At 69.0% G+C, this 23,510-nt stretch carries 16 protein-coding genes and 7 pseudogenes; 8 read left to right on the top strand and 15 right to left on the bottom strand.

The annotated features are described in order from the left end of the window. The first annotated feature begins 54 nt into the window (after positions 1-54). Positions 55-450, top strand: a complete 396-nt coding sequence (locus tag ACZ6BB_RS40695) for an MmcQ/YjbR family DNA-binding protein (protein WP_471620133.1) — start codon at positions 55-57, stop codon at positions 448-450. Then, positions 447-815 carry an MmcQ/YjbR family DNA-binding protein gene (locus ACZ6BB_RS40690; protein WP_471620132.1) on the top strand — a complete coding sequence of 123 codons (369 nt, stop codon included), beginning with the start codon at positions 447-449 and terminating at the stop codon, positions 813-815. Before ACZ6BB_RS40695 ends, ACZ6BB_RS40690 begins: the two co-directional genes overlap by 4 nt. A 347-nt stretch (positions 816-1,162) precedes the next feature. Here ACZ6BB_RS40690 and urtE read toward each other — a convergent pair whose 3' ends face one another. The 5 genes from urtE to urtA all read right to left on the bottom strand — a co-directional run bounded on the left by urtE (position 1,163) and on the right by urtA (position 5,989). Continuing rightward, positions 1,163-1,855, bottom strand: a complete 693-nt coding sequence (urtE, locus tag ACZ6BB_RS40685; RefSeq protein WP_471620131.1) for an urea ABC transporter ATP-binding subunit UrtE — start codon at positions 1,853-1,855, stop codon at positions 1,163-1,165. A gap of 5 nt (positions 1,856-1,860) precedes the next feature. Further along, entirely contained in the window at positions 1,861-2,643 is a 783-nt protein-coding gene (gene urtD, locus ACZ6BB_RS40680; protein ID WP_471620130.1) for an urea ABC transporter ATP-binding protein UrtD, read from the bottom strand. Beyond that, positions 2,640-3,761 carry an urea ABC transporter permease subunit UrtC gene (gene urtC / locus ACZ6BB_RS40675; RefSeq protein ID WP_471620129.1) on the bottom strand — a complete coding sequence of 374 codons (1,122 nt, stop codon included), beginning with the start codon at positions 3,759-3,761 and terminating at the stop codon, positions 2,640-2,642. The genes urtD and urtC overlap by 4 nt, the downstream gene beginning before the upstream one ends. Next, positions 3,758-4,645: an urea ABC transporter permease subunit UrtB gene (gene urtB, locus ACZ6BB_RS40670; RefSeq protein WP_471620128.1), complete on the bottom strand. Its 888-nt coding sequence runs from the start codon at positions 4,643-4,645 to the stop codon at positions 3,758-3,760. Before urtB ends, urtC begins: the two co-directional genes overlap by 4 nt. A 90-nt stretch (positions 4,646-4,735) precedes the next feature. Further along, positions 4,736-5,989, bottom strand: coding sequence for an urea ABC transporter substrate-binding protein (gene urtA, locus ACZ6BB_RS40665; RefSeq protein WP_471620127.1), 1,254 nt, complete (start codon positions 5,987-5,989; stop codon positions 4,736-4,738). Positions 5,990-6,395: 406 nt separating this feature from the next. Between urtA and ACZ6BB_RS40660 the strand changes: the two genes are divergently transcribed. Beyond that, entirely contained in the window at positions 6,396-6,869 is a 474-nt protein-coding gene (locus tag ACZ6BB_RS40660) for a MarR family winged helix-turn-helix transcriptional regulator (RefSeq protein ID WP_471620126.1), read from the top strand. Here ACZ6BB_RS40660 and ACZ6BB_RS40655 read toward each other — a convergent pair. Further along, on the bottom strand, positions 6,826-7,941 hold the full coding sequence (locus ACZ6BB_RS40655; RefSeq protein ID WP_471620125.1) for a substrate-binding domain-containing protein: 1,116 nt from the start codon (positions 7,939-7,941) through the stop codon (positions 6,826-6,828). The two genes, ACZ6BB_RS40660 and ACZ6BB_RS40655, sit on opposite strands and share 44 nt — an antisense overlap. Positions 7,942-8,028: 87 nt before the next feature. Beyond that, positions 8,029-8,732: pseudogene (locus tag ACZ6BB_RS40650) on the bottom strand (IS6 family transposase). 81 nt (positions 8,733-8,813) lie between these two features. Here ACZ6BB_RS40650 and ACZ6BB_RS40645 point away from each other — a divergent pair. After that, positions 8,814-9,407: pseudogene (locus tag ACZ6BB_RS40645) on the top strand (sensor histidine kinase); the annotation flags it as partial. Positions 9,408-9,500: 93 nt separating this feature from the next. On the opposite strand, the gene ACZ6BB_RS40640 reads toward ACZ6BB_RS40645, so the two are convergent. Then, on the bottom strand, positions 9,501-9,905 hold the full coding sequence (locus ACZ6BB_RS40640) for a hypothetical protein (protein ID WP_471620124.1): 405 nt from the start codon (positions 9,903-9,905) through the stop codon (positions 9,501-9,503). Between the two features lie 65 nt (positions 9,906-9,970). Further along, positions 9,971-10,489 (bottom strand): annotated as a pseudogene (locus ACZ6BB_RS40635) (IS5 family transposase); the annotation flags it as partial. A 425-nt stretch (positions 10,490-10,914) separates the two neighbouring features. Here ACZ6BB_RS40635 and ACZ6BB_RS40630 point away from each other — a divergent pair. Further along, complete coding sequence (locus tag ACZ6BB_RS40630; protein WP_471620123.1) at positions 10,915-11,859, top strand: C45 family autoproteolytic acyltransferase/hydolase; 945 nt, start codon at positions 10,915-10,917, stop codon at positions 11,857-11,859. A gap of 633 nt (positions 11,860-12,492) precedes the next feature. Here ACZ6BB_RS40630 and ACZ6BB_RS40625 read toward each other — a convergent pair. Beyond that, a pseudogene (locus ACZ6BB_RS40625) lies at positions 12,493-13,024 on the bottom strand (hypothetical protein); the annotation flags it as partial. Between the two features lie 257 nt (positions 13,025-13,281). Next, positions 13,282-17,004 carry a hypothetical protein gene (locus ACZ6BB_RS40620; protein ID WP_471620122.1) on the bottom strand — a complete coding sequence of 1,241 codons (3,723 nt, stop codon included), beginning with the start codon at positions 17,002-17,004 and terminating at the stop codon, positions 13,282-13,284. Between the two features lie 595 nt (positions 17,005-17,599). Between ACZ6BB_RS40620 and ACZ6BB_RS40615 the strand changes: the two genes are divergently transcribed. Further along, positions 17,600-18,679: an amidohydrolase family protein gene (locus ACZ6BB_RS40615; RefSeq protein ID WP_471620121.1), complete on the top strand. Its 1,080-nt coding sequence runs from the start codon at positions 17,600-17,602 to the stop codon at positions 18,677-18,679. Between the two features lie 169 nt (positions 18,680-18,848). Here the strand turns inward: ACZ6BB_RS40615 and ACZ6BB_RS40610 are convergent, their stop codons facing one another. Continuing rightward, positions 18,849-19,835 carry an aldo/keto reductase gene (locus tag ACZ6BB_RS40610; protein WP_471620120.1) on the bottom strand — a complete coding sequence of 329 codons (987 nt, stop codon included), beginning with the start codon at positions 19,833-19,835 and terminating at the stop codon, positions 18,849-18,851. A gap of 532 nt (positions 19,836-20,367) precedes the next feature. Here ACZ6BB_RS40610 and ACZ6BB_RS40605 point away from each other — a divergent pair. Next, positions 20,368-21,472, top strand: a pseudogene (locus tag ACZ6BB_RS40605) (protein kinase family protein). On the opposite strand, the gene ACZ6BB_RS40600 reads toward ACZ6BB_RS40605, so the two are convergent. From ACZ6BB_RS40600 to ACZ6BB_RS40590, 3 genes and pseudogenes are all read right to left on the bottom strand, one after another. After that, positions 21,440-21,673, bottom strand: coding sequence for a hypothetical protein (locus ACZ6BB_RS40600; RefSeq protein WP_471620147.1), 234 nt, complete (start codon positions 21,671-21,673; stop codon positions 21,440-21,442). The pseudogene ACZ6BB_RS40605 and the gene ACZ6BB_RS40600 overlap by 33 nt on opposite strands. 39 nt (positions 21,674-21,712) lie before the next feature. Continuing rightward, positions 21,713-22,329 (bottom strand): annotated as a pseudogene (locus ACZ6BB_RS40595) (IS6 family transposase); the annotation flags it as partial. Positions 22,330-22,446: 117 nt separating this feature from the next. Next, on the bottom strand, positions 22,447-22,986 hold the full coding sequence (locus tag ACZ6BB_RS40590; protein WP_471620119.1) for a hypothetical protein: 540 nt from the start codon (positions 22,984-22,986) through the stop codon (positions 22,447-22,449). A gap of 380 nt (positions 22,987-23,366) precedes the next feature. Here ACZ6BB_RS40590 and ACZ6BB_RS40585 point away from each other — a divergent pair. Next, positions 23,367-23,510, top strand: a pseudogene (locus ACZ6BB_RS40585) (IS256 family transposase); the annotation flags it as partial.

Below are 23,510 nucleotides of genomic sequence, written 5' to 3'. Positions count from 1 at the left end.
CCTCCACATTCCTCGATGCCACAGTCCGTCACCACCTGAGGAAGGCAACGCCCCATGAACGGATCGGCCCTGCACAAGACCGCCGCCGACTGCGCGGAGGAACTCCCGGGATCCCAGCTGGAGCACCCCTTCGGCCCTGACTGGGAGGTCTACAAGGTGCGCGGCAAGGTGTTCATGCTGATGACCGAAGTCCCGGGGCGGCCCGTCGTGATCCTCAAGGCGGACCCCGGAGAGGCCCACGCCCTGCGGGAGCAGTACCGCCACATCACCCCCGGCTACCACATGAACAAGAAGCACTGGATCACCCTGGAGGGTGGAGAAGGCGTCGACAAGGAACTCGTCAGGGAGCTCGTCACCGAGTCCTACCGGCTCGTCGTCGCCCATCTACCCAAGGCCGAGCGGCCTGTCGACCCGCACACCTACGGCACCGGCAGGCGGGCGGCCCGGTGAGCGCGGCCGGTGACCGGCTTCAGGACACCGCCCGCCAGGCGGCGCTGGCCCTCCCGGGCGTCAGCCACGGTTACCTCTTCACCCCGGGACTCGACGTGTACAAGGTCGCCGGCAAGGTGTTCCTGATCGTCACCGACGACCCGGACGACCAGATCATCACGGTCAAGTGCGAACCCGAGCACGCGCGAGCACTGGAGCGCGGCCACGCCTCGATCACCCCGGGCCGCTACCTCGACAAGCGCCACTGGATCTCACTGGGGCCTGGACCCGGCATCACCGAGCATCTGATCACCGACGCGGTCGAGGATTCCTACGACCTGGCCGCCGAGCAGCTGCCGAGAGGCGACCGACCCAGAGCCCGATGAGCGCCGCGAGATTCCTGGGGGGCCGCCCGGCTCGGGAAGACACCATCGCCCGACTCCTCACCGACGGCCAGCGACATGGCATTCGAGCCGGGGCCGGCACCTTCCCCGGCTCAGCACCCACGGCTCGGCAGGCAGCCGCTACCCCGCTGCGATGCTGCGGTGAGCTGGTGCTCCCCGAGGGATGGTCCGAGGACGACGCGTTGGACTTCGAGCGGCCGCCCGCCTTCATCCTGCATGTCTTCGACGGCGAACGGCTCGTCTCCCACACCCGCGTCGTCCTCTGACGGCGCCCATCGCACCTATACGCGCTGAGCGCCACCCATCACCCGTAGACGCTGAGCGCTCCCTCAGACGCTGAGCGCTGCCCGCACGGTCTGCTCGGCGCCCGTTCCGCCCTCGCCGGATGAGGTCACCCGGCCCGCCTCCAGGACGTAGTAGTGCTGGGCCGCCCGCATGGCGAAGCCGACGTGCTGTTCCACCAAGAGGACGGACAGTCCGCCGCGCCGGGCGAGGGCCAGGATCGTCTCCTCGATCTCGGCGACGACGGACGGCTGGATACCCTCGGTCGGCTCGTCGAGCAGGAGCAGCCGCGGGCGGGTCACCAGGGCGCGTGCGATGGCGAGCTGCTGGCGCTGGCCGCCGGAGAGCAGGCCGGCCCGGCGCGCTGACAGCTCGCGCAGGACGGGGAAGAGGTCCAGGGCCTCGGCGATCGCCTCCTTGCCGTCGGGGCGTCCGTCCGCGACGAGCTGGAGGTTCTCGGCGGTGGTGAGGTGCGGGAACGACTGCTGGCCCTGCGGAACGTATGCCATGCCCCGGGCGACCCGCTGGTGCGGGGCGAGGCGGGTGATGTCCTCGCCGTCCAGCAGGATCGTCCCGCCGGTCAGCTTGAGCAGGCCCATGGCCGCACGAAGGAGGGTGCTCTTGCCGGCGCCGTTGTGGCCCAGGACGGCCGCGACACCGTCCTTCGGGACGGAGACGGTCACGCCGTGCAGCACAGTGGTGCGGTCGTAGCCTGCCCGAACGGTATTGATCTCCAGCATGGGTGTCACGCCTCCTCGGCGGCGGGTACGGAAGCGGCGGTCGGCTCCGCGGGCTCGGAGGCGCGTCCGAGGTAGACCTCCTGGACACGGGGGTCGGCCTGGACCTCGGTGACCGAGCCCTCGCTGAGGACCTTGCCCGCGTGCAGGACGGTGACGCTGCGGGCGAAGGAGCGCATGAAGTCCATGTCGTGCTCGATGACGACGACGGTGTGGTCCTCGCTGACGCGCTGCAACAGCCCGCCGGTGGCCTCGCGTTCGTCATGGCTCATGCCGGCGACGGGCTCGTCGAGCAGCAGCAGCTTCACATCTTGGACGAGCAGCATGCCGATCTCCAGCCACTGCTTCTGCCCGTGGGCGAGGACGCCCGCCGGGCGGTCGCGCAGGTCGGTCAGCCCCGTGGTCTCCAGGGCCTTCGTCACCGGCTCGGGTATGCCCTTGCGGCGCCGGAGCATCGTCAGCGGGCCGCGTCCGGCGCCCGCCGCGATGTCCATGTTCTGCAGGACCGTCAGTTCCTCGAAGACCGTGGCCGTCTGGAACGTACGGCCGATACCCATACGGGCGATCCGGTGCACGGGCTTGCCGATGAGCTCCTCGCCGCCGAAGCGGACCGAACCGGTGGACTTCACCAGGCCGGTGACCGCGTCGACGAGCGTGGTCTTGCCCGCGCCGTTGGGTCCGATGAGGAAGCGCAGATCACCGGGGCGGATGTCGAGGTCCACGCCGTCGACGGCCTTGAACCCGTCGAACGTCACGCGCAGGTCGCGGACCGTCAGTCCCTCGCCGCTCATGCTGTCCCTCCAGTCGTACGAGAACCACCGGTACCAGTTCCGGCACGGCGCTTGCGCAGGACGACGCCCAGGGAAGCCAGGCCGCCGGGCAGGAACCCGACCGCTACGACGAACAGCAGGCCCTGGAGGTAGGTCCAGGCGGCGGGGAAGGCGTCGGAGAGGGTGCTCTGCGCCCAGGCCACAGCGATCGCACCGAGCACCGCGCCCACCAGCGAGGCCCGCCCGCCGACCGCGGCGCCGATGACGAACCCGATCGACGGGACGATCCCGATCAGGGCCGGGGAGATGATCCCGACCGCCGGGACGAACAGGGCGCCCGCCAGTCCCGCCATGCCCGCGGCGATGACGTACGCGACGAGCTTGACGTTGGCCGGGTCGTAGCCGAGGAAGCGGACGCGTTCCTCGGAGTCCCGTACGGCGATGAGGAGTTCGCCGTAGCGGCTGACGAACAACTGGCGGGCCAGAGCCATCAGCAGCAGCAGGACGGCAGCGATGATGAAGTACACCATCCGCTGGTTGACCGGGTCGTCCAGCGAGTAGCCGAAGAAGCCCTGGATGTCGGTGAGGCCGTTGGTGCCGCCGGTGGTGGCCTGCTGGCCGACGAGCCAGATGGCGAGGGCGGCGGCCAGCGCCTGGCTGAGGATCGCGAAGTATGCGCCCTTCACCCGGCGGCGGAAGACGAAGAAGCCGAGCAGCCCGGCGACCGCCATGGGCAGCAGGACGGTCATGGCGAGCGCGAAGGCCGGATTGGCGAACGGCGCCCACCACCAGGGCAGGGTGTCGCCGGTGCCGTACAGCTGCATGAAGTCGGGCAGCGTCTGGCCCGTGGCGGCGGCGTCCGCGAGCTTGAGGTGCATGGCCATGGCGTAGCCGCCGATGCCGAAGAAGACGCCCTGGCCGAGCACCATCAGCCCGCCCCGGCCCCAGGCCAGGCTCACGCCCACCGCCACGATCGCGTAACACAGGTACTTCGCGAGCAGTGAGAGGCGGAAGTCGGAGAGGGCGAGCGGGGCGACGCCGATGAGCAGGACAGTGCCGAGGGCGAAGCCGACGGGGACGCGGAAGCGTTCCAGCAGGGTCACGGGGGGCGCGGTGGAAGTGGTCGTGGTCGTCGTCATGCCAGGCTCCGGGTACGCAGTGTGTACAGGCCCTGGGGTCGCCACTGCAGGAAGGCGACGATCGCCACCAGCACCATGACCTTGGCGATGCTGACCGTCGTCGAGTATTCGAGGACCGACTGCAGCACGCCGAGCACGAACGCCGTGATCACGCTGCCCTTGAGCTGCCCGATGCCGCCCACGACGACGACCAGGAAGGCGTCGACGATGTAGTTGGTGCCCATCGTCGGGCCGATCGGGCCGACCAGGGTGAGCGCGACACCGGCCACGCCCGCGAGGCCCGAGCCGATAAAGAACGTCGTACGGTCCACGCGTTCGGTGGCGATGCCGGACACCTCGGCGAGGTCCCGGTTCTGCACGACGGCCCGGATGCGCCGCCCGAGCGGGGTGAGCTTCAGGATGAGGGTGAGGGCGAGGACGCTCAGCAGGGCGAGGCCCAGGATGAACAGCCGGCTGTTGGCCAAGGTGATGCCGCCGCCCAGCGTGAGGTTGCCAGTCAGCAGATCCGGGGCATGGGTCTGCACATTGGGGGCGCCGAAGATGTCACGGGCGAGCTGCTGGAGCATCAGGGAGACACCCCAGGTCACCAGCAGCGTGTCCAGCGGCCGGGTGTACAGGCGCCGGATGAGCAGCCACTCCAGGAGCACGCCCATGGCGCCGGCGACGAGGAAGGCCACGGGCAGCGCGACGAGCAGGGAGACGCCCGCGTTGCTGATGGACTTCTGCAGGACGTACGTGGTGTAGGCGCCGGCCATGATGAACTCGCCGTGCGCCATGTTGATCACGCCCATCTGACCGAAGGTCAGGGTCAGGCCGAGCGCGATCAGCAGGAGGACGGCACCGATGCTGATGCCGGTGAAGGACTGGTTGAGGATGACCGTCATGAAGCGGCTCCGGGTCGGGGACGGGCGTGCGGGCGCGGGGCGGACCCGGCCTGTGAGGGGGCCGGGTCGCGCCACGAGTGGGGCCGGAGGTCAGGACAGGCCGGAGGCCCAGTCGTAGCCCTTGAGGTACGGGTCCGGCTTGATCGGGCTGCCCGAGTTCCACACCTCGGTGATCAGCCCGTCCGAGCCGACCTTGCCGATGCGGGCGGTCTTGTAGACGTGCTGGGTGGCACCGTCAACGGTGACCTTGCCCTCAGGGGCGTCGAGCTCGATGCCGTCCGAGGCGGCCTTCACCTTCGCCACGTCGAACGAGCCCGCCTTCTCGACCATCTCCTTCCACAGGTAGACGGAGATGTACGCGGCCTCCATCGGGTCGGAGGTCGGCTTGTCCTTGCCGTACTCGGCCTGGTAGGCCGCCACGAACTTGGCGTTGACCGCGCCCGGCGTGGTCTCGTAGTAGTTCCACGCGGTGAGCTGGTCCTCCAGGTACTGGGTACCGATGCTCTTCACCTCCTCCTCGGCGATGGAGACCGAGAGCACCGGCATGCTCTTCGCGGTCAGTCCGGAGGACTTGTATTCCTTGAAGAAGGCCACGTTGCTGTCGCCGTTGAGGGTGTTGAACACGGCGTCCGCGCCGGAGTCCTTGACCTTGTTGACGATGGTGCCGAACTCCGTGGAGCCCAGCGGGGCGTAGTCCTCGCCGACCACCGTCATGCCCTTGGCCTTCGCGTACGCCTGGATCTCCTTGTTGGCGGTGCGCGGGAATACGTAGTCGCTGCCGACCAGGTAGAGCTTGGTCAGGCCCTGCTTCTTGAGGTAGTCCAGAGCCGGGACGATCTGCTGGTTGGTGGTGGCGCCGATGTAGAAGATGTACGGGGACTGCTCCAGGCCCTCGTACTGCACGGGGTAGAAGAGGAGCGACTTGTAGCGCTCGAAGACCGGCTTGACGGCCTTGCGGCTCGCCGAGGTCCAACAGCCGAAGGTGGCCGCGACCTTGTCGTCCTTGATGAGGGCCTCGGCCTTCTCCGCGAAGGTCGGCCAGTCGGAGGCGCCGTCCTGGCTGACCGCCTTCAGCTTCTTGCCCAGCACACCGCCGGAGGCGTTGATCTCCTTGATGGCGAGCAGCAGCGCGTTGTGGACGGTGACCTCGCTGATGGCCATCGTGCCCGACAGCGAGTTGAGCAGACCGACTTTGACCGTGCTGCCGGAGGTGTCCGCCTTGGCGGCGGAGTCCGACGACGTGTCGCTGCCGGTCTTCGCGCCACAAGCGCTGAGGGCCGCGGACGCGCCGGCCGCCGAGATACCGGCCAACAGGCCACGTCTGCTGATGCTGAGCCCGGACATACAAAACCTCCAAGCCCCGAAGGGGGCGGTACGAAGAGAGCGGAAAAACTCTGGGGAGGGAATCGACGGAGCACGCTTCAGAAACGGCGGCGTTGGCGCCCGGATCCCCCAGCCGTACCGGGGTACCGTCCGAGCTGGTCGCTGAAGTGCGTCCACAGCCTGCGGCGGAACTGTTTCCCCTGCGTTTCGACGCAATTGAGGAACAGTTTCCAGTGGAAGCAAAAATGCAGCCAAAAGAAAGAGCAGTCGCTGACGATGCGCAGCTGATGCCATCTCGGAGACGACAATTAACGCTTCCTGCAGAAAGGATCCATTTTCCTCATTCCTCTTGTCAGGAGTGAGGTGCTCGACGGTAGGCTCCGCTCAACCCCTCACGGGGGACCAGTGCTTCGAGCGGAGGAGTGCGATGGCAAGTCGGCCCCAGGAACTGCTCCATCTGCTCACACGGGCCGAGCGCCTCTCCGTGCGCCGAGTGCAGTCCGTGCTGGACGAGTTCGACTGCTCGGTGGAGGCATGGCGGGTCCTCGACCTGCTGTCCGACGGGCAGGGTCACAACATGACGGCGCTGGCCGACCACGCCTTCCTACCGGCGCCGAGCCTCACCAAGCTGATCGACCAACTCGTCGACCAGAACCTGGTCTTCCGCCGCGTCGACCCCGCCGACCGGCGCCGTGTCCTGGCCTGCCTCACACCGCGGGGCACGCAACGCTGGCAGCAACTGGTCCGCGGAGTACGGGCCGACTGGGCGGAGCTGGCGCCCCTGTTCGCGGATGAGACCGGGGAGCGGCTGGACATTCTGCTGAACCGGCTGGCCGAAGCGCTGGAGGGCGGCCGGGTCACAACAGGTCGTGAGGAGCGCGCAGTTGGGCGAGGACGTTGAAGTCGAGCCCGTCCGCTTCCGCAAGGTAGATGCGCTGGCGCACATGCCGGCCCTCCAGAGTCAGCAGGCCACGCGGGCCCTCGTAGGAGACGGCGCCGGCGGCCGCCCCGATGGCGGACACATCCAGGGTGCGCGCCCGTTCGATGAGCGCGGCCAGCAGCAGGACGCCCTCGTAGCAGGACTCGCCGAGACTTCCCGGGGTCGGGGCAGCCACCCCGAAGCGGTCGGCGTACTGGCCGTGGAAGTCCATGGTGTTCTGGTCGGCCAGTGAGGCGAAGAAGCCGGCCGCGCTGTAGAGGTCGGAGGTGGCCTCCGGGCCGCTGCCCACCAGCATGTTCTCGTCCATCAGCGTGCTCAGCCTGAGGCACCGCTCGTCCAGTCCGGAGGCGGCGAAGGCCCGGTTGAAGCGGATCGCGTCACTGCCGACCAGCAGCATCAGTACGGCGTCGGCGTCGGCGTGCTCGATCCGGCGCAGCACGTCGTGGAAGTCGTCGGTGCCGAGGGGCAGGTACGCCTCGCCGCAGACCCTGCTGCGGGAGTCGCGTGCGTAGCGGCGGGCGGCCCGGGCGGTGTGCCGGGGCCAGACGTAGTTGTTGCCGACGACGAACCAGCGGCGCACGCCCCGGGTCTCGGTGAGCAGTCGCATCGCGGGCAGCAACTGCCAGGCGGGGGTCTCCCCGGCCATGTAGACGCCGTCGGTGCGCTCTCCGCCCTCGTACAGAGCCGTGTAGACGTACGGCACCCGGTGCGCGATCCGTGGAGCCACAGCCTGCCGTACCGAGGAAATGTGCCAGCCTGTGACACCCTGCACCGTGCCTGTCGCCACCAGGGCCTCGACGTCCTCCGCCACCTGCTGCGGCTCGGCACCGCCGTCGACTTCAAGGAGTCGCAGCTCCTTGCCCAGGACACCGCCCGCCTTGTTGATCTCCTCGGCGGCCAGCCGGGCACACGCCTCGCAGGTGGGACCGAACACCCCGGCAGGCCCCTGCATCGGGTACACGAGCGCGACGTTCAGTGCCGAATCGTCGGCCGTGAACCACTCCGGGGTGTGGAATCGGACGGGGCGGGACATGGCCCCATGATGGCACTGTCACGTTGTTGGGTGGGTAGGTGTCTGATGGTGCGTCGTGGTGTGGTGGATCCCGGTTCCGGGCTGTGGTCAGGCCGTGGCGGTGGGACCGGCAACGCCGGTGATGTGCTCCCAGACGGCGAAGCGGACGGTCATCCTGCGCGGTAGCGTTGTGCGGACGTCAGATGGCGGCGGGGTCGGAAGTGGGGCGTGATGCCGCTGAACGCGGAGAGGAACCGCTGCGCTCCGCCCACGGAGCGGAAGCCTTTCATCGCCCGTTCGCGTTGCCTGGTTGGCTGGTGGCTGTTCTCCGCCCGGTTTTTCAGGTACTTGGACTGGCGGTGCTCGACGGAGGGCATGACCTCGCGGCGGGCGGCGCCGTGGGCACGGAGCTTGTCGGTGACGATCACTCGCGGCACCGCGCCGATGTTCTTCAGCAGCCTGCGGAAGAAGCGCTTGGCCGCGGCCTTGTCCCGGCGATCCTGCACCAGGATGTCCAGGACGTTGCCGTCCTGGTCGACCGCCCGCCACAGGTACTTCTGTTCCCCGTTGATCTTGATGAAGACTTCGTCCAGGTGCCATTTGTCCCCGGGCCGGGGCTGTCGGCGGCGCAGCGCGCCTGCGTAGGTCTGCCCGAACTTGGCGCACCAGCGGCGGACCGTCTCGTAGGGGACGACGATCCCGCGCTCGAGCATGAGCTCTTCGACCTCGCGGAAGGACAGCGGGAAGCGGAAGTACAGCCACACACAGTGGGAGATCACCTCGACCGGGTACCGGTGCCCCTTGTACGACAGCTACGCACGCCCCACGGACGACCCCTCCCAGCCTGATCGACCCGAAGATCATCCCACCGGTCAGCCAACGTGACAGTGCCCATCGACGACCTCCAGGACCTGGCGACGGCGGACGCCGGCAAGCTGAGGATCCACCCCGAAGTCGTGCGCCTCGGGGACGTTCTGCATCATGTCGCTGCCGCGCACCGGGCCTCTTCCGACACAGCAGGGGTCCGGCTGACGGTCGAAGGCGAGGCCGACATCGACCTCACCGCCGACCCCGCGCGACTGCGCCAGGCCGTCGGCAATCTGGTGTCCAACGCGGTACGCCACACAGGGCGGGGCCGAAGCGTCACTCTCTCGTCGTTCGTAGTCGGTGACGAAGTCGTCATCGAGGTGGCCGACACCGGCACGGGCATCGACCCCGATGACCTGCCCAGGCTCTTCGAGCGTTTCTGGCGGGCCGAGAAGTCACGAAGCCGCCACACCGGAGGCAGTGGCGTGGGACTTGCCATCGTCCTCCACCTCGCGCACGCCCATAACGGCACCGTCACCGTCACCAGCACGCCCGGAGTCGGATGCGTCTTCGCCCTGCGCCTGCCTCGCATGGGCGGGGGCGGCTGGTACAGCCGCCCGCTATCGACCGATGCCGCCGCGAGCCAGGGAGTTCGCATCCGCAAGAAATGGCCTGCGTAGCGGCGCCCCGGCGTCCCGTTCTCCCACCCCGACACAGTCGAGGCACGGCTAGCGGGCAGCCCGGAATCCTGCACACGGGCTATGCGGCTGGGTTCAGGTTAGTTGATGTTGTTTCGAGTGCTGTCTCATAGGTGCTGGGACTGCGTTGTCCGAGGCTGGAGTGGCATCACGGAAGCAGGCGACGCCGTGCTGGTAGGCGTGGTCGATGCGCAGGTCGTGGGGGTTGCCATGGAGGAAGAACTCGGCCGCCCGGTAGTAGGCGGAGGCCCGCAGCAGCCCGTCCCGCGCGCTGACGGGGTGGCTTGCACGGGCTTCGACCTCCAGACGCTTTGCTGTGGACAGCCAGGCGTCGTGCCAGCCGTCGTAGTCGCCGGAGGTGACCTGGGAGGCGGTTGCTACGACTTCACCGACGTCCGAGCCGCCGTAGACGGCCAGGCCGAGATCACGCAGGGTTTCGAACCACAACTGCTGATCGTCCTGGAACATCAGCTGCTGCATCGCATCTCCCTCTCAAGGAGCGCTCGGAAGGTGCGCGAGGGCCGACCGGTGAGGCGGTGGACGGTGAGCAGCTGGGTGCCGGCCACGGAGTCCTGGACACTGGCTGCGGTGACCAACACCGCGAGAAGCAGTCCGAGCGTGTCGGTGACGATGCTCCGCTTGCGGCCGACGATCTTCTTGCCTGCGTCCGTGCCCTGGCTCGCGGCGGGAACGCTGACGGAGGCCTTCACGCTCTGCGCGTCGATCACGCAGGCCGAGGGCTCGGCATTCCGTCCCTCGCTTCGCCTCACCAACTCCCGCAGCACGCCGTTGAGCTGGGCGAACACCCCTTCCTTCTGCCACTTCGCGAAGTAGCCGTAGACCGTCGCCCAGGGCGGGAAGCCGTGCGGCAGGTAGCGCCACTGCACCCCCGTGCGGTCCACGTAGAGGATCGCGTTCAAGATCTCGCGCAGGTCGTGTTCGGGAGGCCGGCCGAAGTCCAGGGCCCGGCCGCGGCGCTCGAAGCGCCAGGCCGCGAAGACCGGCTCGATCAACTCCCAGCGGGCATCGGACAGATCACTCGGATACGGACGTCGCTCACTCATGACCTGGGCGTACCGCTCCAAGCCGAGGGCGCCCAGGCGTGCGTCTTCGGTCGTGGAAGCACGGCCTGAATCCGGGCGGGCGCACGTCGCATCCCGCCCCAGACATCACCCCGTCCGGCTCTCAGGGACCCACTCGTGCCGGCAATCTCACCAGCATCAAACCACCACGACTCGCAATCTACGAGATACATGAGCAATTAAGATGAAAACGACCCCTCAGAAGCTGTGTCTGAGCCCTGCATGACAAGTCGGCGGCTGCGTCCTGGTCCTGCGCGGCGAAGGGTTCCGCAAGCACGGTGACATGTCGTTCGACACGATCCCGAGCGCCTCGGCTGTCTCCCGCAACCAAGCCTGATCTAGTGAATTACCGGTGAAATTAGCTAGGTTGCCGTCATCTGACTTGACGTTCACAAGGGAGCGGCAGCATGAGTCAACAGCAGAAGATCTTCCGTGCTATCGAGGTCGGCGACGGAAGCGACGGGCGATGGGCCACCCATACACAAGCCCTGTGGCCGCTCGCGGAGGGGTGGATGACCGAGGAGAGCCGGACGTTAGAGGGCGCGGACCGTGCTCGGAAGCTGTTCGAGGCGCACATGCCGGAGCTGGTTCCAGTTCTCGACCGCCTCGCCGGTCAGCTCGACCGGCCCGAAGGGGAAACCTTCCTCACCCTCGCGGCGCTGAGACCATTCTTCTCGGGCTGCACCCAGATCGGCGGCAGTGGCACCCTGCTACGCAACTACGACTTCAGCCCCGACGAGTGTGAGGGCACCATTGTCTCCTCCCACTTTCTCCGACCGGTGATCGGAATGCAGGATGCCGCCTGGGGCTTGCTGGACGGGATGAACGACGCCGGGCTCGCGGTGTCACTCACCTTCGGTGGGCGATTCGTCCATGGCCCCGGCTTCGCCATTCTTATCGTCCTGCGCTACCTGTTGGAGACGTGTGACACCGTTGACGAGGCACTCGGCAGGCTGCGGTCCATACCGATCGCGATCCCGCAGAACGTCACCCTTGTCGACTCCGAGCAGGCAGTGACGGTGTTCGTGGGACCGGACATTTCAATGACTGGGGCAGCGGATGCCTGCGCTGCCAACCACCAGCACTTGCCGGTGCCTGACGAGCAGGAGCAGTTCTCCCGGACCCAAGAGCGGCTGAAGGCGATTCGTGAAGCGGGTACGGACGTGGCGGCGATGCTGAAGCCGCCGCTGTATCAATCCGCGTACGACGAGGGATTGGGAACGGTCTACACCGCCCGTTACCGGCCGTCCGAGGGTCGTGTGACCTACTACTGGCCGGGTGAGTCCTGGGAACAGTCCTTCGATGGCTTCGCTCCGGGATCCCGCACCGTGACCATCGGCCAAGTCGGCTGAAAGGTCCTCGCGGCCTTGAGCCGACGAACCGTCGTACGGTGGCCGCATGCGCAGGGACAAGGTGTTACCGGCTGAGGCTGCGGCACTGGCCCGACGCCGACCGCGACGGCTGCTCCACCCGCTCGGAGGTCTTGATCGAGGAGGCCCCCCCGAACAGGGCGTCAACTGCGCGCTGAGCGGCGGGACCTGGTACTCGCCGTACGACGACACCACCTTCGACCAGGCCCGCGCCCTCGACATCGACCACCTGGTCCCCCTCGCTGAGTCCTGGGACTCCGGCGCCTCCACCTGGACCGCTGGCGAACGCCAGGCTTTGGCCAACGCCTCGACGCCCCCCCCGCCCTCATCGCCGTCTCCGCCTCCAGCAACCGCTCCAAGGCCGGCCAGGACCCCACCACCTGGCAGCCGCCAGCCGAGGGTTAGCGCTGCACCTACGCCACCGGCTGGATCGCGATCAAGACCCGCTGGGCTCTGGCCGTCGACCCGGCCGAACAGGCCACACTCACCAACGTTCTCGACGGCTGCCCGGAGGCGATCATCGAGGTCACCCGCGCCCGCTGCCCTCCCCCGGCGCACTCTCGGCACGGAGCAGGTGAGCAGAGCAGGTACCGGTGCGGCCGGTGGCCGGGGTAAGCGTTTGACACGGTTGCGGACGGCGAGGGCGGTCAGCCCCAGCGGGACGGGTTCGGTCAGGCGCGAGGTCATCTCGATGTACGTGCCAGCGGTGGTCAGGTCCTGGCCGGAGGAGCGGAACACCCCCGAGTTCAGCGTGATGTTCAGGGCCCTCTCGGAGCGTTCGCCGGTGAACCGGTTGCCGGTGGGGTTCCGCGGGTCGTCCTTGTCGATCTCGAAGGTGACCCTGCCGCCGCCGGCCGGGACGGTGCCGGTCGCGGTCGGCTTCGGGGTGTCCTTCGCCAGGCCGACGGCCGTCAGCTGCACGACGGTGAGGCACATGGCGGCGCCCAGCCGGGGCCAGCGCCCGGGAGGCTCGCAGACCATACCCGGACAGCGCCCAGTACGCGGTCAGCAGCCCCCGTTCGCTGCGGGGGATGTCGTCGGCGTGGCGGCGCATCTCCATCTCCCCGAAGTAGAAGTCCGCCGCCCCCGGCTCGTGCTTTCCGTCCTCCAGAGCTTTGCGCAACGCCCGATGCACCGGCGCCAACTGCCCCCAGTACACCGGTGAGGCGGCGGGCAGCGAGTCGGTCGCGGAGGCGACCCGACAGCCCCAGGTCCGGGTGGAGTGGCCCATATGTGACAACTGCGAGAGAACCCTGGTGGGCTAAGTACTTGCGGGTTTCGCGCACGATGCGTGGGAGCGGGTCCTCTACCTTCTGGACTATTAGAGGAGTCATTGCCAAAGCAAGGGAGATCACCGACACAGCCCCAGTCCTTCGCGCCGTGCGCCGAAGGCTGTGGCGGGGGTCATGGGGTGGCTGCGGGGGCCGGGATCCATCCGGGTTCCGGGTCGGTCGGGTGGGTCAGGACCGTGGTGAGGTGGTCGGCGGTGGTGTAGGGGATGCGGGGGTCGGCGAGGAACGCGGCCGGCTCGATGGTGCGGGTGACCATCAACGGCAGCACCCGCCAGGGGCGTTCGGCCGTGGCACCGCAGGCCGCCGCCGCGTGGTCCGCGTACTGGGCGATGGTGGCGGCCTTGGTGAGCAGTTTGTCCCGGTAGCGGGTGGTGAACTTCTTGATGTGCTGTTGCAGGGCGTGCACCGCGACGGCCCGGGTGGGGTTCTTCGCCTCGATCACCCACAAACGGCCCGTGTCGGGGTCGGCGACCATGAGATCGATCTCGCCGGTCAGGCCGGGGACGCCGAGCTGAGCGGCGATCTTCTCCAGGAGGCGGAAACGGTGCGGCAGGCCTGCGGCGCGGGCGGCTTCGCGGACGTCGGACTCCAGGCGCTGGTCGAGTTGCTGGCGGTGGCGGGTGAGGGCTTTGTCGACGGGGTCGGGGAGTTCCGGGTGCGGGAGGCGGCCGTCGTCGAGGGAGGCCGCGTAGGCCTCGCGGGCTGCGTGGGCGAGCCAGGGCAGGACGAGAAGGTCCTCGCCGTCGGTGATGAGAGGGTGGGTCAGGGGGCGGGTGCATCGTTCGACCTCGGTGTAGGCGTGCTCGGTGGTGCTGGCCGCGTTACCGGGGTGCAGGCGCAGGCGGCCGACGGCGGCGCGGAGGTGGTCGCCGGGCAGGCCGGACCAGGCGGCGCTTTCGGTGACCAGGTCCTCGACGGTGACGGTGGCGGTGCCGTGTTCGCTGGTAGGCCAGTCGGAGGCAGTGGCGAGGACTGCGCCGAGTGCGTCCAGGCCGCATCCCCACTGCTGGCGCAGAAGCCGGTCGGCCTGGGCAAGTTGGCTGCCGGACGGGAGGACGGGCGCGGTGAAGGGGGTCTCAGTGCGCACGGGTGGGGAGGCGAGCAGGGTGCTGGCGTCGAGGAGTTCGGGTTCGGCGTCGACGGCGGCCGCGATCATTCGCTGCTGGCGGGCGTGCCGGTAAGCGCCGAGGTCGAACCCCAGATGCTCACCGCCGTGGGGCTCGGCCGTGGAGGCCAACGCGCCTTCGGAACCGGCGGTGAGGGTGAACACGCCGGCGGGGTCGATGTCCAGGCTCACGTCGTGCAGTCGGCGGGCGGCGGCGACCGCGGTGATGCCGCTGCCGAGGACGAGTTCGGCAAGGGCGACGAGCTCGGCTACGGCGAGGACGTCGACGGGCCGGGTGCCGGTGGGCGCCGTGATGAGGGCCTGCTGCAGCAGCAGGTGCAGGGCGGAGGTGGCGGTGGCGGCCTCGGTCTGCCGGCGGCGTGCCTCGGCGGTCCAGTTCGCGGCCCACGGGGCGGCGAGGTTGACCGCGGTCTCGGTGAGCGAGCGGGTGCGGTGCGCCCAGGCGGCGTTCACCTGGCGGGCGAGTTCGCCGAGCAGAGCGGGCTGGTGGGCGCGGAGTTGTTCGGTGAGGGCGTTCTCCAGGGCGTGCAGGAGCTGCTCGGCGGGACCGCCGGGGCGCAGGGCGTCGGCGCCGCGCCAGCTGCCGGCCGGAACGCGGGCGCGGCGGATGGCGGCGGCCGCGGTGCGCAGGGCGCGGGCGTGCAGGTGAGGGGTGCGCGGCAGGGTGTAGGCGGGAGCGGTGGCGGGCCAGGAGTGGGTGGTGCCGGACAGCCGCAGCACGGGGTGGGCGGTGTTCCAGGCGGTGGTGAAGGTGTCCGCGTCAGTGCCGGGGCCGGCGACGCGGCCGGTGCGGACCTGGGTGATCAGGTCGTGGACGAGCATGCCCAGGATGTCGTGTCCTCGCTGTCCGTCGCCGTTGAACGCGGCGAGCAGCGGCGGGTCGATGACGAGGCCGATCCGGGCGGCGGCCGGGTCGGCCCCGGCGCGCAGCAGGAGCCGCTCCCCCGCATCCCCGGTCTCGTCTGCCGGGGTCTTTTCGGTGGCGGGTGGCTGGTGGGGCTGGTCGGTGACGGTCACCTCGATGACGAGGGGCATGCCGTCGGGGAGCGTGGCGTGCGCGGTGACGGGCGCGAGGGTGGTGAGGGTGGTGCGCAGGGAGTCGGCGAAGGCGGCCATGCCGCCGGCGTCGAGCAGGGCGCCGGGGTGGTGGGAAGGGACGGCGACGATCGCCACTGGGGGGGCGGTGGAGGTGCGGATCAGCAGCGTGCCGTCGTCCGTGTGGTGCTCGAGGTCGGTGTGGGTGCCGCTCGCTCCGGCCTCGGGCGTGGTATGCCGGGCGTGTCTGAACTCCTGTACGGCGGGCAGGTCGGCGGCGGTCAGGACGCGGTCGGTGGCCGCGTGGTCGGCAGCGCGCTCCCAGGCCTCGTCGTGCGAGGCGGCGGGGACGTAGACGACGTCGTCGCTGTCGGGGCCGGGTAGCAGCAGGGTGGCGTGGTGGTGCCAGGCGGTCCAGGCGTCGAGGGCGTCGTCGTAGGCCACGCCGTGCACGCCGGGGTGCTCGGTGAGCTCTAGGAGGAACAGCGCCGTAAGCGTCGGGTCGCCGTCGGCGGCGTGCAGGATCTCGGCGAGTTCCTCGACGTGGAGGAGGGCGGTGTCGCGGATCAGCTCGCGTCCCAGGAAGCGGGGCCCGCCGTAGACAACGAGGCGGCCGCGGCCGGGCGGGGTGTCGGCGAGAGCGGCGCGGCCTTCCTCGACGCGGGCGCCGAGGAGGCCATCGGCCAGCGCGCTGACGACGGCGATGTCGTAGCGGTGAGTGGGCGAGGTCAGCCGGCACACCTGGCCGGTGCGGGCGGGGACGTGGCCCAGGCCGAGGAGCTGGGCGAGCCGGGAGACGGTCAGCTCCTGCAACCTGGTCTCGGCCGCGGGCAGTTGGTCCGGTGGCAGCAGGCCGAGCAGGCGTCCGGCGACCGGGGCAAGGGCGTCGGTGGCCGCGCCGGCGGGGACGGGCAGACGCCGGCCGTGCGCGGTGAGGGCCAGGACCGGTCCGAGCAGGGGGACGTCGGGGTGGTAACGCAGCGGCAGGTCCTTGACCGGCCGGGTCAGCCACGCGAGGGCGCGGGCGGCCAGCTCCGGGTGCTGGCAGGCGGGGACCAGGTCGCTCGGGTCGGCCGTGGCGATCGCGGTGGCGGCATCGACCTCGGCCGGGGTGAGGTGGCAGGCGACCTGCTCCTCGCTGTCCCCGGTGACTGGTTCGGGCCATACCGGGCTGAGGGCGCTCAGGGCCCGGTCGGTCAGACGCAGGGCCAGCTCGAGAACGTCGCCGATCCCGAACCCGGTGGCCGTGCACAGGGGTTCGTCGACGGCCAAGGCCGTCAGCTGCAGGCTGCGCAGCACGAGGAGTGGGTGGGCGAGCTGTCCGGGGTGGACGAGCAGATGCTCGCCTGCGAGTAGATGGCGTACTCCTGGGCGCAGAGCGTTGGGATGGCGGCCGGTGACGACGCCGCGGCCGGGTGCGGCCCGCACAACGGCTTCGACCAGGCGGGGCAGGTCCTCGGCGCCGGCGGATGTACCGGTGCGGGGCGGGGTGCGCAGGACGCGGGTGAGCATCAGCAGCAGGTGGTCGGCGAGGCGTTGGCAGTCCGGCGAGGTGAGCGCGGCCTGGAGCAGCACGATCAGGGAGTCGGTGTCGTAGGGGGCCAGGGCGCGGTCGAGCACCTTCCACTCCACGCGGCGGTGGGCGGCTGCAGTGACGGGCGTCTTCGAGGGCATGGTGCGCTTCCTGGTCTCATACCGGGGCTGGTTCAACGGCACAGCTTCGCAGGCGGGTAAAGGACGTTGCGACGGATCTGACCGATCGCCGTCCGCCCTGCTGGGGGAACTGGGCGATGGTGGTGGCACGTCAGGCACATGCGGCTGGGGCTCGCTCGGGTGGCGGTTTGGGCAGGGGCACGGCGCCAGGTTCCAGGAAGGCAGGGCAGTCGGGGTCGGCCAGGTCCCAGCCACAGCAGCGCTCGTCGAGGACTTCCCTGGTGAACGGGTCGGCAACGCCTACCGGGGCGGTGTCGGGCGGGTTCGGCCAGGTAGCGCTGGTAGTTGACGCGGGCGTGGCGCTGGCGGCAGCAGCCTCCCAGGCCTGGGGCACGCCTGGGCTCCCCCATCGGCAGTCGGCACGGGGCGTGCGTCCTGAAGCGGGACGGCGGCGGGAACTAGCGAGGGCCCCTCCCTCTTGGCCGCGCCCGTCCGAGGTAACCGGACTCGAACAGGGCACGCCGTACTGATCGCGGACCCATCGCCGGGCCATCGTGGTGCGACAAGCTGATGGCGCTACGGATGGGATACGCGGATGTCGGAATCGACCCAGGCTATGAGTCGGCGCAGTCTGCTGATCACCGGTGGGGCGGTGGCGACCAGCGTCGCTGCCACGGGCGGGTCCAGTGCTCTGGCCGGGGAGGAAGCGGTGCTGCGGGGCTCGGGGAGCGGTGATGACGCCGGCCGGGCAAGGATTGACGTCCACCACCATTTCACCGCTCCGGCATGGGTCGACTGGGCCGAGCAGGAGGGCCTGGTGCGGCGGCAGGAACTACCGTGGTGGGCGCGTTGGGATCTGGACTCCACTCTGGCGCTGATGGACCGGGTGGGAATCGCAACCGCGGTCCTCAACCCGACCATGCAGGACCGGTACCGCTCCGCGGCGCAGGCCAGGGAAGGGCTCACGGTCGTCTTCGAGGCGCTGGCCGGCCTGGTGGCCCTGCACCCGGACCGTTTCGCCATTCTCGGCCCTGCTGTCCTGGACCATCCCGAGGTGACCACGTGGGCTCTGCGACACGCCTTCGACGAGCTCGGTGCCGTGGGAGTCAGTGTGAAGGCCAACTACAACGGTATCTACCTCGGTGATCCCTCGTACGACCGTTTCCTCGCAGAACTCGACGAACGCGCCGCGGTCCTTTTCACCCACCCGCTCGACCTCCCGAGCGGACCACCCGGCGTGCCCACCGTCCCCGGAATCCCGAACTTCATGTGCGACTTCCTGCTGGACACCACGCGCGCCGCCGTGAACCTGATCCGCACCAAAACACTCGACCGCTACCCGCACCTGTCAGTCGTCCTGCCACACGCCGGCGGATTCCTCCCCCAGATCGCCACCCGCATGGAAGCCTTCGGCGCCTTCTGCACCCCGCCCCTCGATGCTGCCCTGGTACAGGACTACCTCCACCGCTTCTACTACGACACAGCGGGCCCGCTCGCCCCCTCGGGCACTCTGGTAGCCACCGCCGGAGCCGACCGGATCCTCTTCGGCACCGACTGGCCCGCCGCCTCCACCGACATCATCACCAACTTCACCGTGCCCGCCATCGAGACCGACCCCGTCCTCACCAACCGCCAACGCCGCGGCATCAACCGCGACAACGCACTCCGCCTCATGCCCACGCTGAGGCGCGACTAGCTTGTCGGCCTCCCCCAATCTGCAGACCCGGCTCGGGCACGAACGGCTCGATGCTTTCCCGCGACCAGACCAACGGACATTCCCCAGGCTGACCTCGCCGACCGTTCGGGACCGGCTCACGGGGCGGGAGCCGCCGGAGCCGGTCCAGGGGCGGTGGGCCGAGGTGGGCTCAGCGGTTGACGAAGGTGAGGCTGGTCGCGTCGTAGCGGGTGCCCCAGATCTGCTCGGCCGGGGCGGCCACCTCAATGGCGGCGAGGTCCTCGGGTGACAGCTCGACCGTGAGGGCCGCGATGTTCTCCTGCAGGTATTGCTGCCGCCGGGTGCCGGGGATCGGCACCACGTCGTCGCCCTGGTGCTGCACCCAGGCCAGGGCGAGCTGGCCGGCGGTGACTCCCTTGGCCTCGGCCAACTCGTTCAGCCTGGCCACGATCGCTAGGTTGCATTCGAGGTTGCCGTCGGCGAAACGTGGCTGGCTTCGCCGCACGTCACTCTCCGCCATCCCCTCGACCGAGCGGTAGCGGCCGGTCAGGAAGCCGCGCCCGAGCGGGGAGAACGGGACCATACCGATGCCGAGTTCACGGCAGACCGGGACGATCTCCGCCTCCAGGTCGCGGGTCCACAGTGACCATTCGCTCTGCAGTGCGGCGATCGGATGCACGGCGTGCGCCCGCCGGATGGTCTGCGCGCCGGCCTCGGACAGCCCGAGGTGGCGGACCTTGCCCGCCTGGACCAACTCGGCCATGGCGCCGACCGTTTCCTCGATCGGCACCTGAGGATCGACCCGGTGCTGGTAGTAGAGGTCGATGTGGTCGACCCCGAGACGGCGCAGCGATGCCTCGCACGCCTGCCGCACGTAGGCTGCGTCACCGCGGATCAGGGTGGGCTCGCCCAGGCGGTTGGCGAAGCCGAACTTCGTGGCCAGCACCACCTCGTTCCGGCGCCCGGAGATGGCCCGTCCGATCAGCTCCTCGTTGTGCCCGGAGCCGTAGAAGTCGGAGGTGTCCAGGAGGCTCACCCCGAGGTCGAGGGCGTGGTGCAGCGTCGCGATCGACTGCGTGTCGTCCGTGGCGCCGTAGCCATGGCTCATTCCCATGCACCCCAGGCCCTGCGCGGAGACCGCCAGTTCGCCGAGGTGCCGGGTAGGGACGGTGGTCATGATGCTGCCTCCTGGGCTCGTTGGAACCGTATGCCCAGGACGCTAGAAATTGGAGCGCACTCGATGTCAAACGACGGCAAGGCCCGACGGCGCGCCGCCCACCGAACCTCCCCGTTTCCCTGAAGGAATCGCCATCAGTGGGAGCCGGCAGCAAGACAGGCACAGGTCTTGGCGATCATGGAGTTGCGACATGCGCCGCACTCAGCGCCTCCACCGCAGCTGAGTCCGGCCGTTTCGCCAGCACGGCCACAAAGTCGACATCACTGCACTCTACCCGCTGGCCCGGGGCTCCAACGTCACCAGTGGGGCCGAGTCCTGCAACTCAGCCAGGTGCCATCACAAGATCGTCGACAGAGCCAGGCTCTTCGGCTTTCGTCACACGGCCCTCAACGGCATCTGGAGAGCCCCCAGTTACGCCACATCTCACCGTCTCCGACGTGGGAGGGTGGTCTCTGGCCCCCGTCCCGGTGTCTGCTGAAACCGTTGAACAGGAGGCGGGGCACGGTTGGAGGCGTGAGTGAAAGGCCCCGATATGTCCCACGGTGCTCGTCTGGCCGCCCACGGCTCCGTTTCCACATCGCTGGCACTGCGCAGTGACCGCAGTCTGCGCGAGTTCGTGGACGCCGGCGCACCGCTGGGGTCAGGCATTGGCGGGAAGACGGTCCTGCTGGAGGTTGAGGGAACCCGGGTCTTCGTCAAGCAGGTACGGCTGACCGATCTGGAGCGACGGCCGGAGCATGTTCACTCCACCGCGAATCTGTTCGGACTCCCGGCCTTCTGTCACTACGGCATCGGTACCATCGGCGCCCCGGGGTTCGGGGCCTGGCGGGAGCTGAGCGCGCACACCATGACGACGAACTGGGTGGTCGCGGGTGACTACGAGGGCTTCCCCCTGATGTACCACTGGCGGGTGATCCCAGACTCTGGCCAGCCGCTGCCCGAGGAGCTGGCCGATGTGGATCGAGCTGTCGCCTACTGGGGAGGCGGACCAGCGGTACGCCGACGGATCGAAGCTCTCCAGCAGTCCACGGCAAGCCTCGTGCTGTTCCTGGAGTACATCCCGCAGAACCTGCACGACTGGTTGGGCGTCCAGACCGGGGCCGGTGACGAGGTGGCCGAGCGGGCCTGCGCCATGGTCGACGACGAGCTGAAAGCCGGCATCTCGTTCATGAACGCCCGCGGGCTTCTGCACTTCGACGCGCACTTCGAGAACATCCTCACCGACGGCCGACAGCTCTTCTTCACCGACTACGGCCTCGCGATCTCCTCACGCTTCGACCTCACACGGGACGAGGCCGACTTCTTCGACCAGCACCGCACCTACGACCAGTGCTACGCCGTCACCCACCTGGTGAACTGGGCTGGCCGTCGCTCTCTACGGATACACACCGGAAGAACGCAGGACGTTTGTGAATGCGTGCGCCCAAGGGGTGCCCCCACAGGGAGTTCCCGCGTCGGTCGCGGCGCTCCTTGTCCGTTACGCACCGGTCGCCGCGGTGATGGGCAACTTCTACCGCGAATTTCAGCAGGAGAGTCGAGCAGCTCCCTGTCCCGCTGGCAACGATGTGCCGGATGGGGCGAAGCACGTGATCACCAGCAGCCGGTCACAGGCGGGGGGTGAACCGGCCGTCGGGTAGCTTCCGCAGCCAGCCGCGGTCGACGAGTCTGACCAGTTTCCCGCGCAGCGGTTCCAGCTTGGACCGGACGTTGACGTCCACTCCCAGCAACTCGCCGACCTGCCGGGCCATGACCGGTCCCGCGGCCTGCCGCACGCTGGCGAGAATGCGCTGGTAGTCCGGCGGGAGCACGTGCTCCCAGATGGCGAAGCGAACGGTCATCTCGGCTCGGTAGTCGTGTGCGGGCATCAGATGGCGGCGGGGCCGGAAGTGGGGGGAGATGCCGCTGAACGCGGACAGGAACCGCTGGGCCCGCCCGTGGAGCGGAAGCCTTTCATCGCCCGTGCGCGCTGCCTGGTGGGCTGGTGCCTGTTCTCCGCCCGGTTGTTCAGGCCCTTGTGCGAGCGCTGTTCCACCGAGGGCATGACCTCGCGGTGGGCGGCGCCGTAGGAGCGGAGCTTGTCGGTGACGACCACCCGCGGCACCATTCGGCGCTTCTTCAGCAGGCGGCGGAAGAAGCGCCTGGCCGCGGCGGTGTCCCGCCGGTTCTGCACGAGGATGTCCAGGACATCGCCGTCCTGGTCGACGGCCCGCCACAGGTACAGCAACCGCCCGTTGAGCTTGATGAAGACCTCGTCCAGGTGCCACTTGTCACCGGGCCGTGGCTGCCGGCGGCGCATCGCGTTGGTGTGGGTCTGCCCGAACTTGGCGCACCAGCGGCGGACCGTCTCGTAGGAGACAGACGGTCACGCCGCGCTCGAGCATCAACTCCTCGACCTCGCGCACGACAGCGGGAAGCGGCGGTAAAGCCACACACAGTGGGAGATCACCTCGACCGGGTACCGATGCCCCCTGTACGACAGCGACACAGCCCCCACAGACAGCCCCTCCAGTCCAGCGCGATCAACCAGAAGATCATCCCACCGGTCAGCCAACGTGACAGCGCCGTGCGGTGCGGAACTGCGGACCGGCAGAGTCAGGCGGGCGGCGGTGGCTCAGTTCCAGGGGTTTGCGGGCTGGTCGTTGATGGTGGTCCAGAAGCGCGTGTTCTCGGGGAGGTAGCCATGGGCCCAGAACGACCAGCCGCCGCTCGACTCCAGGTTGCTGCCGTAGCGGCCGTCGTGGAACTCGGCCATGCGCCAGCCGCTTCCGTAGTACTGGACGCAGAGGTTGTTGGCGACGGCGAGGCTGGTCAGTGCTTTGCCCTGGACGGGAGGTGTGGCGGCGACGGTGCCGCGAGCCCAGCCCGCGTAGAAGTCCGGGGTGATTCCGCTGGGTACGCCACTGCCGGTGATGCGCAGGCATAGCAGCGGCAGCGTGGCGGTGGCCGGGGTGTCGCCGTAGTAGGGATCGGTCGCGGAGTCCGCCCCCACTCTGACCGTGCCGTTCGCGGTTCCCTCGGCGAGCACGGTCCAGGTCATCCCGGACGGGATGGCGGACGGGACAGCCTGGGCAGGGGTGACGGCTGTTGGCAACAGCGTGAGCGAGGCGGCGGCCGAGAGGCCGATGATGCCCTGGCGGAGCAACTTCCTCATGGGTACTCCTTGTGGCAGGCGCGAGCATGTGTGTGCTGATCACTGGTGCGGGATCTCCGGAGCCGGAGCCCGAACCAGCATCCGACACACACATGGGTCCGTCACGGATTCTTCACATTCCTGGCGGCATGCAGTCGCAGTTCGGCTCAAACAGCCTCTCTCGCCCCTGTGCGCATCGTTGAGCCACCCGCGGCGCTGATGAGGATTCTTGATCTCGGCTGTGGCCGCAGTTCCGTGAACCACAGCGCCAGAGACAGGAGCAGTGCTCGGAACCTGTGGATCAGTGCAAGAAGGGACGCGGAGGGCGTACCTTCCCGAATGATCCTGTGATGGTCACCGAGTAGGCCCGCGTTCGCAGCGCGGGTCGGGAAGGCACGCCCGTGCTCAGCGTGGTCACCGACAACGGCTCGACCCAGTCCGGCTCCTTGATCGACGAGATCGTTCGCGAGGGCGCCCGCCGGATGCTCGCCGCCGCCTTGGAGGCGGAAGTCAACCAATACATAGCTGAATTGGCTGCCGAGACC

This window comes from Streptomyces sp. NPDC041108, from assembly GCF_055592645.1.
This window is presented reverse-complemented; position numbering and strand designations above follow the sequence as displayed.

Excerpts from the sequence above, each read along its gene's own strand:
- ACZ6BB_RS40695 (WP_471620133.1), top strand. The coding sequence starts at position 55 with ATGAACGGATCGGCCCTGCACAAGACCGCCGCCGACTGCGCGGAGGAA.
- urtE (WP_471620131.1), bottom strand. The coding sequence starts at position 1,855 with ATGCTGGAGATCAATACCGTTCGGGCAGGCTACGACCGCACCACTGTG.
- urtD (WP_471620130.1), bottom strand. The coding sequence starts at position 2,643 with ATGAGCGGCGAGGGACTGACGGTCCGCGACCTGCGCGTGACGTTCGAC.
- urtC (WP_471620129.1), bottom strand. The coding sequence starts at position 3,761 with ATGACGACGACCACGACCACTTCCACCGCGCCCCCCGTGACCCTGCTG.
- urtB (WP_471620128.1), bottom strand. The coding sequence starts at position 4,645 with ATGACGGTCATCCTCAACCAGTCCTTCACCGGCATCAGCATCGGTGCC.
- urtA (WP_471620127.1), bottom strand. The coding sequence starts at position 5,989 with ATGTCCGGGCTCAGCATCAGCAGACGTGGCCTGTTGGCCGGTATCTCG.
- ACZ6BB_RS40660 (WP_471620126.1), top strand. The coding sequence starts at position 6,396 with ATGGCAAGTCGGCCCCAGGAACTGCTCCATCTGCTCACACGGGCCGAG.
- ACZ6BB_RS40655 (WP_471620125.1), bottom strand. The coding sequence starts at position 7,941 with ATGTCCCGCCCCGTCCGATTCCACACCCCGGAGTGGTTCACGGCCGAC.
- ACZ6BB_RS40640 (WP_471620124.1), bottom strand. The coding sequence starts at position 9,905 with ATGCAGCAGCTGATGTTCCAGGACGATCAGCAGTTGTGGTTCGAAACC.
- ACZ6BB_RS40630 (WP_471620123.1), top strand. The coding sequence starts at position 10,915 with ATGAGTCAACAGCAGAAGATCTTCCGTGCTATCGAGGTCGGCGACGGA.
- ACZ6BB_RS40620 (WP_471620122.1), bottom strand. The coding sequence starts at position 17,004 with ATGCCCTCGAAGACGCCCGTCACTGCAGCCGCCCACCGCCGCGTGGAG.
- ACZ6BB_RS40615 (WP_471620121.1), top strand. The coding sequence starts at position 17,600 with ATGAGTCGGCGCAGTCTGCTGATCACCGGTGGGGCGGTGGCGACCAGC.
- ACZ6BB_RS40610 (WP_471620120.1), bottom strand. The coding sequence starts at position 19,835 with ATGACCACCGTCCCTACCCGGCACCTCGGCGAACTGGCGGTCTCCGCG.
- ACZ6BB_RS40600 (WP_471620147.1), bottom strand. The coding sequence starts at position 21,673 with ATGACCGTTCGCTTCGCCATCTGGGAGCACGTGCTCCCGCCGGACTAC.
- ACZ6BB_RS40590 (WP_471620119.1), bottom strand. The coding sequence starts at position 22,986 with ATGAGGAAGTTGCTCCGCCAGGGCATCATCGGCCTCTCGGCCGCCGCC.